Origin of the sequence: Galbibacter sp. PAP.153 (assembly GCF_037029175.1) — a bacterium.
Taxonomy (GTDB): Bacteria; Bacteroidota; Bacteroidia; order Flavobacteriales; family Flavobacteriaceae; genus Galbibacter; species Galbibacter pacificus.
Window position 1 is genome coordinate 85,900 of the sequence record NZ_JAZEUN010000020.1, and the last position, 8,577, is coordinate 94,476.

9 protein-coding genes are annotated in these 8,577 nt (G+C 38.0%); 4 read left to right on the forward strand and 5 right to left on the reverse strand.

The window, feature by feature from the left end; genetic code table 11:
- Position 1: 1 nt before the first annotated feature.
- The 4 genes from UXI14_RS13595 to meaB form a co-directional block, all read right to left on the reverse strand.
- Positions 2-1,624 carry a glycosyltransferase family 39 protein gene (locus tag UXI14_RS13595; RefSeq protein WP_335966601.1) on the reverse strand — a complete coding sequence of 541 codons (1,623 nt, stop codon included), beginning with the start codon at positions 1,622-1,624 and terminating at the stop codon, positions 2-4.
- On the reverse strand, positions 1,617-2,240 hold the full coding sequence (locus UXI14_RS13600; protein ID WP_277900830.1) for a lipid-A-disaccharide synthase N-terminal domain-containing protein: 624 nt from the start codon (positions 2,238-2,240) through the stop codon (positions 1,617-1,619). The genes UXI14_RS13595 and UXI14_RS13600 overlap by 8 nt, the downstream gene beginning before the upstream one ends.
- Positions 2,241-2,954: a glycosyltransferase gene (locus tag UXI14_RS13605; protein ID WP_335966602.1), complete on the reverse strand. Its 714-nt coding sequence runs from the start codon at positions 2,952-2,954 to the stop codon at positions 2,241-2,243.
- 152 nt (positions 2,955-3,106) lie between these two features.
- The gene (gene meaB, locus UXI14_RS13610; RefSeq protein WP_335966603.1) at positions 3,107-4,192 is read right to left on the reverse strand and encodes a methylmalonyl Co-A mutase-associated GTPase MeaB; all 1,086 of its coding nucleotides are present in this window, start codon (positions 4,190-4,192) and stop codon (positions 3,107-3,109) included.
- Between the two features lie 91 nt (positions 4,193-4,283).
- Here meaB and UXI14_RS13615 point away from each other — a divergent pair, with 91 nt between their 5' ends.
- Positions 4,284-4,709: an organic hydroperoxide resistance protein gene (locus UXI14_RS13615; protein ID WP_277900833.1), complete on the forward strand. Its 426-nt coding sequence runs from the start codon at positions 4,284-4,286 to the stop codon at positions 4,707-4,709.
- A 131-nt stretch (positions 4,710-4,840) separates the two neighbouring features.
- Here the strand turns inward: UXI14_RS13615 and UXI14_RS13620 are convergent, their stop codons facing one another.
- Positions 4,841-5,794 carry an aldose epimerase family protein gene (locus UXI14_RS13620; RefSeq protein WP_335966604.1) on the reverse strand — a complete coding sequence of 318 codons (954 nt, stop codon included), beginning with the start codon at positions 5,792-5,794 and terminating at the stop codon, positions 4,841-4,843.
- A 190-nt stretch (positions 5,795-5,984) separates the two neighbouring features.
- On the opposite strand from UXI14_RS13620, the gene UXI14_RS13625 reads away from it, so the two are divergent.
- The 3 genes from UXI14_RS13625 to UXI14_RS13635 are packed head-to-tail and all read left to right on the forward strand — an operon-like array spanning position 5,985 to position 8,554.
- Positions 5,985-6,527, forward strand: coding sequence for an RNA polymerase sigma factor (locus tag UXI14_RS13625; protein ID WP_335966605.1), 543 nt, complete (start codon positions 5,985-5,987; stop codon positions 6,525-6,527).
- Entirely contained in the window at positions 6,511-7,104 is a 594-nt protein-coding gene (locus tag UXI14_RS13630) for a hypothetical protein (RefSeq protein ID WP_335966607.1), read from the forward strand. The genes UXI14_RS13625 and UXI14_RS13630 overlap by 17 nt, the downstream gene beginning before the upstream one ends.
- A complete protein-coding gene (locus tag UXI14_RS13635) occupies positions 7,076-8,554 on the forward strand; it encodes a DNA-binding protein (RefSeq protein ID WP_335966608.1) in 1,479 nt (492 codons plus the stop codon). The genes UXI14_RS13630 and UXI14_RS13635 overlap by 29 nt, the downstream gene beginning before the upstream one ends.
- Positions 8,555-8,577: the final 23 nt, after the last annotated feature.

The window sequence follows — 8,577 nt, forward strand, 5'->3', positions numbered from 1 at the left end:
TTTATTTCTTTTTAATGATGTAGTACGAACTTGTAAGCCTTGCTTTGTATGCGCGGTCTTTGGGGTTTGCCGTATAATTTATGTCGTATTTTTCTTTATAATCGATAGAATAATCTTTTTCAAAGATACGTTTTAATTCGTCTTTTTTATCGTCTGCTACCAAAATTCCAAATTCTTCTTCGGTTGGTATGTTAAGGTGCCCACCATGTTGAATTTCTGGGGCCGAATGTCCCAAATGCCATATCATTTCAGGGGCGGGTTCGCCTAAGGAGTACAATGGCAGAGAAGTTTCGAGCGTATTTATATTGTTAAATTCTTCATTGGTATTAAAAGTATTGGCCAACGGAAAACCAACAAGTAAAATGACAATAACAAAACCAATAGTGAGGTAAAAGACCTTTTCGGTGTCTTTCTTCCGAAGAAAAAACACAATACCGGCACCAATGGCAAACAATAAAATGGCCGTAAGGATGAAAGATGGGTAATGGCCGCTTAATTTATCTTTTAAGAAGATGAATCCCCCAATAGGGAAGGCAATCCCGATAAGGGCAATAAGTCCAAAATTGAAATATACCGGAAAACGCTCGCCTTTTTTTATGTTATTAAAATGATTTACAAGGTATTCTATATAAAAAGCAGTATTAAAGGCCATCGGGATTAGCACCGGGAGCAAATATCTCGATTTTTTCTCGGGAATGAACGATAACAGGACAACCGAAGCCATGGTCCACATAAAAGCAAAGGTATAATGCCGTTTGTTGCTTACTCTATTCTTTAAATACGGATATAGCAATGCAACAAAAGCGGGGAGTGTCCATATACCGCTTTGGGTAAAGAAACTCCAGTAATAATAAAACGGGCGCACGTTGTAGCTGGTCCAATTGCCGGCTTCTTCTGTGGCGATTTCCATGAACGACTGCGGATCGGCATAACGAACATACACAAACCAAGAAGCGCCAATGGCGAGCCCCAGCAACAAAAGTGAAACAAAGGGCAAGATATGTTTTCTCTTTAGTTCGTTTCGGTAAACTATTCCGTAGGCAATTAAAAAAGGGAGCCATAATGCATACAACGATACGGGCCCCTTGCTTAAAAACGAACACCCAAAGAAGAGGCCGGACAAAAGGGCATTGCCCCATTTAAGTTGGTCAAACTTTAGCATTTTTATTAAAAAATAAATGCTGATAACCATAAAACTATGCGTAAAAATATCCCATTGGCCGTTTCTTCCCGAAAAGATAATATAGAAAGAAGTAGGGAGGATTAAAGCAGTGTAAAAACTTAACTTTTTATTGCTGTTAATGAGCAATACCGTTTTATAAAAAAAGAAAACCAATACAATGGCAGATAATGCCGCCGGTAACCGTAGCGCAAAAAGGTTATGAACCCCAAACACCATTGCACTCAATGCTGTAAGCCACGTTGGTAATGGTGGTTTTTCGTAGCGTGGGTAATCGTTCATGGTGGTAAGTACCCAATTGTGGTTTTGTATCATTTCCCGGGCGGTTACAAAATTGCGTGCCTCCATGATATTTACATAAATCACGTCCAGATTGGCTATAAATATAAGGGCACATACCAACAGGATAATTTTAACGGGATGCTTTTCTATAAACTCAGTCATTTTGTTTTCTTAAAATAAGTAAGTTCCTAATGTATATAATACTTCCCAAACAATGTCCCACCAGTAAAACAGGATCTCTTCGCAATACGGCATAACTTAAAATCAATAAAGCGCCCAAAAGGCTTAAAAGCCAAAAACCGGCCGGAAGTGAAGACTCTTTGCGTCTTTCGGAATAAATCCATTGGTAAATAAACCGAAAAGTAAATATTACCTGGGCCACAATACCAAGGATTAGTAACCAAAAGGGAATATCTTCGTTTTTGAAAAGCTGGTGCATGTCGTACGTATTGTTGTTGTACCCATAAATAATAATCAATATGGGGAAAAACCATAAAAAAATACGCAATAAGCGTGGCGATTTTTGCCATTCGCCCTGTAACTGTAAATTGCGGATGTAAATAAAGTATGTTAACGTTTGCCCCAGCATGATAGCAAAATCGTCGCGCAACCAACCGTATACAAACAGTAAAAAGGAAGCAAACAAACTTAATTTCCAGAAAAGCGACGGTGTTAGTACCTTTTTATTTTTTTCTGATGAAAGCCATTGATAAATAAGGCGCCCGGAAAAGAGTATTTGTGCGAGAAATCCAATAGCGTATATAAGCCAGTCTGCCATTTAACCTTTTTTAGCAATGGAATAATTAATGTACTTTTTTTTCATCCAAAGATATGCAAAACAATCTTGAAGCGGACCAATAAGGCGGTTCCAGAAACCAAATTTTGCCGTTCCTGCGATACGCGGAAAATGGCGTACCGGAATTTGAACGATTTTACCTTCTTGAAGCAAAATCATGGCGGGTAGAAAACGGTGCAAACCATTAAACATGGGGATGCGCTTGGCATAATCGCTTTTAATAACTTTAAGCGGGCAACCGGTATCGTCCATGCCGTCGTGGGTAAAGGCCCTACGGATACCATTTGCAATGGTGGACGACATGTTTTTTACAAAAGAATCTTTTCTATTGGCACGGACCCCGGTTACGAGGTCGTAATGTTCAATATGTTTTAGTAGTTCGTTAAAATCTTCCGGGGTGGTTTGTAGGTCGGAGTCTATATATCCCAAAAGCGGAGTGTCCACATGGTCGAAACCGGCTTTTATGGCGGCGCTCAACCCGCGGTTTTCTACAAAAGAAATATAGGTAAAATGATTGGAGCGCTGGCAAATAGCTTCAATAAGTTCTTGGCTCTTATCTTTTGAGCCATCGTTAACAAAAAGCACTTTGGTAGGCTTTGCGGCTATTTCAAAATATTTTTTAAATTCTTTTTCTACCCGTTCCAGGTTGTCTTCTTCATTATAAACAGGAACAATAATAGTAAACTCGTAATTCATAATTATAAAGCTATTTTTTGACTGCAAAGCTGCAAACCAAATGCAAATGTAGGTATTTACCAGTAAAAATCAACTACTGCTGAGCGTTCTATATTATAAGATTTTTAGAAAACAAAGTAATGGTTACATATGTGGTTTGGTATGCAAAAAAGTTATTTGGAAACCAAGGAAAGCAAATATTGAGCAGCTGCAAAAGGGGTGGTTTGGTTGTTTTCTATGGCTGTTAATTGTTCGTGCAAGGCTTTTTTTACCTGCTCGTTATTATAAAAATTCGATTTTAAGCGGTCTTCAATGGTTTGGTGTAGCCAAAACGTATGTTGCTCCATTCTTTTTTTACTAAAAAACGACTCTTTTTTAGCTTGGTCCATATACATTTCAATAAGTTCCCAAACCTTGTCGATCCCGGTACTTTCGGTAGCCGAGGTAAGCAGGACTTTGGGCACCCAACCATTGGGCTTTGGCGGGTACAAATGCAGGGCTCGGTTAAATTCTACTTTGGCCTTTTGGGCGTTTTTAAAATTATTGCCGTCGGCTTTATTGATAACAATGGCATCTGCAAGTTCTATAATCCCTCTTTTTATCCCTTGGAGCTCGTCGCCGGCCCCGGCCAACTTTAAAAGTAAAAAGAAGTCTACCATGCTATGTACGGCCGTTTCGCTTTGCCCCACACCAACGGTTTCTACAAAAATATACTTAAACCCACAGGCTTCGCATAAAATAATGCTTTCCCTTGTTTTTCGCGCAACGCCGCCCAATGAAGTGCCCGCAGCCGAAGGGCGGATGTATACATTTGGATTATTTGCCAATTGTTCCATACGGGTTTTATCGCCCAAGATGCTTCCTTTGGTTATCGAACTGCTTGGGTCTACCGCCAGAACGGCCAATTTACTGGAATTGTTGGCTATATTGTTTCCTAAAGCTTCAATAAAAGTGCTTTTTCCAACACCGGGAACTCCTGTAATTCCAATTCTTATAGAGTTGTTTGCATACGGAAGACATTTGGCAAGAACCTCGTTGGCTTTTTGTAAATGTTTCGGGTTGGTGCTTTCTACCAAGGTAATGGCTCTGCTAAGCGCTATGGTATCTCCTTTAACAATAGCATTGGCAAGCGCATCCGAAGAAAAGTCTTTATTCCTCTTGTTCAAAAATTTGGAAATGGCAGCCCGATTGGTAGTTTCGTTTTGCGAAACCCCTTCGTGTTTGCTCAAAGCGGATTTATGTGGCTTGTTTTTGGACAAATGCTAAAATTTTAAAACAAATTTAATAACTTCCATACTGATATTCTGTATGAATAAAGGTATATTAGAGAATAATATAAAAAAATCAAAAATGAAAGCATTATACAAAGCTAGCGCCACTACAACCGGAGGTAGGGCAGGACATGTAAAAAGCGATGACGGGTTGATAGACATGAAACTGGAACTGCCAAAAGAATTAGGTGGCAAGGGAGGGGCCCATACAAACCCCGAGCAATTGTTTGCCGCTGGATATTCGGCTTGTTTTGGGAGCGCATTGCAGTTTGTTGCCAAAGAAAACAAAGTGGATATAGGAGATAATTTTGACGTTACCGCAACGGTAGGTATAGGCAAACACCCCGAATTGGGAGGCTTTCTCCTGGAAGTTGTTTTGGATGTAACTTTACCGGGCATAGACGAGGAAACCGGAGAAAAGCTTATAAACGAAGCCCATGAAGTGTGTCCATATTCCCGCGCCACACAAGACAACATAGACGTTACTTTAAATTTAATGGTATAATAATTCACGTTTTTAATAAGCGTAATATAAGGCATTGATAAAATAATAAACCCCGCTCATTTTTTGGCGGGGCTTACTTTTTTTAATAGAAACCGATAAAACATTTAATCTTTTATTTCTTTAAAAGAGATTTATTTTACGGTCAACGCAAAAATACTTTCGTTTTTATATAATTCGCCTTTTTTTAATATTACTGAAGGAAAATGCGGTTGATTGGGCGCATTTGGGAAACCTTGGGTTTCAAAACAAATGGCAGGATATTTATGGAGGGGCTTGTTTAAAAATCTATTTTCATCAAAATTTTCGGGGGTGTACACAACAACGCCGGACTGGTTGCTGGAAACGGTCATTTCTATGCCTGTGTTTTTAGCGTACAATACTGCTAAAGGGTCGTTGTTGGTAAGTACGTAACAGTCGTCTATGCCTTTGGTTTTAATTTGATTGCCTATTTTATTTTTTTTTCTGAAGTCGTAATGCGTACCTTCAACACTCATAAAATCTCCATCGGCAACAGCATTTTCGTCCTTTGTTAAAATTTTATCAGAAGCAATCATGAGCTCATGGTTTAAAATACTTCCACTTCCGTCAAGGTTATAATAATTATGGTTTGTTAGGTTTACAATAGTGTCTTTATCGCTTTTTGCTTCATAGGTAATTATCAATTTATTTTTTTTGAGTTGATAGGTGCAAAATACCTGAAGGTTTCCGGGGTAACCTTCTTCCATGTCGCTACTTGTGTATGAAAATTTAATAAAAGGATCATTGCCTTGATGTATGGTTTCCAGTTTCCATGTTTTAAAAGAAAAGCCTTCTTTTCCGCCATGCAAATGGGCACCGTTGTTGGAAAGTAGGGTGTAATGTTGGTTGTTTAGCGTAAAACCACTTTCATGGACCCGTCCGGCAAACCTACCTACCGAAGCTCCTAAATATTCTTGATTGTGCCTATATTCTTGCTTTTCCTTAAATCCTAGAACAATATTTACATTATTTCCGTTTTTATCTTTGGTAATTAGTTGGTGGATGGTAGCGCCATAATCGAGCGCAATAAGTTTTATAAAATCGTTTTGGATGCTGTATTCTTGCATTATATATTAAGTTGTTTCTTTGTAAATAATAAGGGGTTTCCTTAAAATCAGTAGCGAAAATACAAAATGTAAACATAGCACAATTGCTACATCAAATAAATAAAAGAAGAAAATTGCAACGTTTTGTTTTTTTCGTCGTCTTTAATGGTGAATAGTAACTGTATCCAACTAAAAAAAGAGACAAGCCGGCATGCTTGAAATTGATCTGATCGAAAAATGTAAACAAAACAACCGTAAGGCACAAATGAAGCTTTATAATATGTATTGCGATGCCATGTATTGTATAGCCATGCGCTATGTAAAAAATGCAGACGACGCAAAAGATGTTATGCAGGAAAGTTTTATAAAAGCCTTTAAAAAATTGGATCAGTTTAAAGCAGAAGTAACTTTTGGAAGTTGGTTAAAGCGAATTGTAATAAATAAAAGCATCGATTTTTTAAAGTCCAAACGGCAGTATTTCGTATCGTTAAACGAATCGTTTGTGCAACTTGTAGACGATGAAAATTGGGAAATGGAAAGCCCACTGGACATTGCCGATGTCAAGTTGGCCATAAACAAGCTGCCCGACAAATATAGATATGTGGTGATGTTGTATTTAATTGAAGGATATGATCATGAAGAAATTTCACAAATCCTGGAAATTACCAATACAACATCGAGAACACATTTATTGCGCGGAAAACAAAAATTGAAGTCACTTTTAAAAGAAAGAGCATATGGCACAGGATATTAAAAAAATGTTTGAAGACCATAAAGATAAAGGGCAATATACATTGCCAAAGGGGCATGAAGAAGATTTTTTGAAGCTTTTGGAAGCAACGTTTCCCAAAAAGAGAAAACCGAAGTCTTATTTATGGAAAATAGCCGCTTCCATAGTCGTGCTCTTGGGTATTGGGACCAGTATTTTTTTCTATCAAAAAGAGTCAAATACACCTATTGAGGGCCAAGTGGCAGGTGTGGATCAAAAAACTGATAAAGAAGCCGATAAAATTACATTGGGCGACATATCCCCCGACCTAAAAAAAGTAGAAGATTATTATGTTGCCAATATTAACCTAGAGCTGGCAGATATAGATTTAAACGATGCCAATAAAAAATTATTGGACGGATACATGGGCAGGCTGTCCGAACTCAACGATGCCTATAAAGAGCTTACCGTAGAGTTAAACGATGTAGGACCAAACGACCAAACCATTAATGCGCTAATTAACAATTTACAGTTGCGCTTACAGTTGCTATACCGGTTAAAAGAGAAGATTAAAGAACTTAAAGAATCAAAAAATGAGAAATTTACAACACAAAACGTATAGATTGCTAGTTGTATTGCTTTTGTCATCGGTTTTTGTACAAGCACAAAAACAGTCGAAAACCTACAAAGAATCCTTTGATGTAAATAAGGACGTAGCAATTGACGTAAATACAAGTTATGCCGATGTTGAGTTTGATACCTGGAATAAAAACAAGGTAGAAATAGAGGCCGTTATAGAAATAGAGGATGTTTCTAAGGAAGAGGCCGAAAAATATTTTAAAGATTGGAATTTTAAGGCAACGGGCACTGCCGATAAAGTTTCGGTAAGCACTGCCAGTAACGTTATGAGATGGGCCAATGATGATAACGTAATCGTGATTTCTGATATGGACGATATCGATATTGACTTCGATTTTGATTTTCCCGATTCCATTCCCATCCCCCCAATACCGCCATTACCGCCAATGCCTGACAGTATTATGGTAATGCCTCCGGTTCCCCCAATGCCACCGTTGCCTTTTAATTTTGAAGATTTTTCTTTTGATTATGAAGCTTACAAGCGGGACGGGGATAAATACTTAAAAGAATGGAAGGAAAAATTTAATAAAAGTTTTGATGATGAGGTCAAGGCCAATTTAGATGAATGGCAAGAAGAAGTAAAAGAACATCAGGCAGAATGGCAAGCCCATAAAGAAGAAATGATGAAAGATTACGAACAGATGCGGAAAGATCAAAAAATAAACAGAGTAGAACTGGAAAAGGCTAGGGAAGAAGCACACAAACAAGCAGAGAAAGCCCGAAAGCAGGTAATGAAGGCAAGGCAACAGGCAATAGAATATAGAAGCGGTGATGCTTCGGGGGCTCCCAATGTGTTTTTTTACAGGTCCGACAGCGGCGACAAAAACCTGAAGGTTAAAAAAACAATCAAAATAAAAATGCCCAAAGGCGCTAAGCTAAAAATGAACGTCCGTCATGGCGAAGTAACCTTGGCCGATAATTCATCAACCATAAATGCAACCTTGTCTTATTCAAGGTTGCATGCTTCTAACGTAATTGGCAAAAATTCTGTAATACATGCTTCATATTCGCCTATTTTAGTAGATAATTGGCATCAGGGAGAGTTGCAGGTAAATTATGTGGAATCGGTAAGCCTAAAGGATGTAAACAGCATTAAATTAACATCGAAATCATCCAACGTTGCCATCGATAACTTTACGGGAGATGCTATTATTGATGGAAGTTTTGGCGACCTGTTTATTAACAATATATCCAACGAGTTTAATACCCTGAATATAATTTTGGACAATTCGGAAGCAAGGGTAAAGCTACCCGATACAGCTTTTAATTTTTTCAGCAATGCTTCCAATTCATCTGTAAAATTCCCTAAAACATTGGTGCTGGGCGTTTCCAAAAATTATGGAAATGAAATTGCAAATGGGTACAGTGCACAAAAAAACAGCAACAAAACCTTTAGTCTTGTTGCTGCCTATAGCAATGTTACTTTGCAATAGTTTAATGTATATTATCCTTTAAA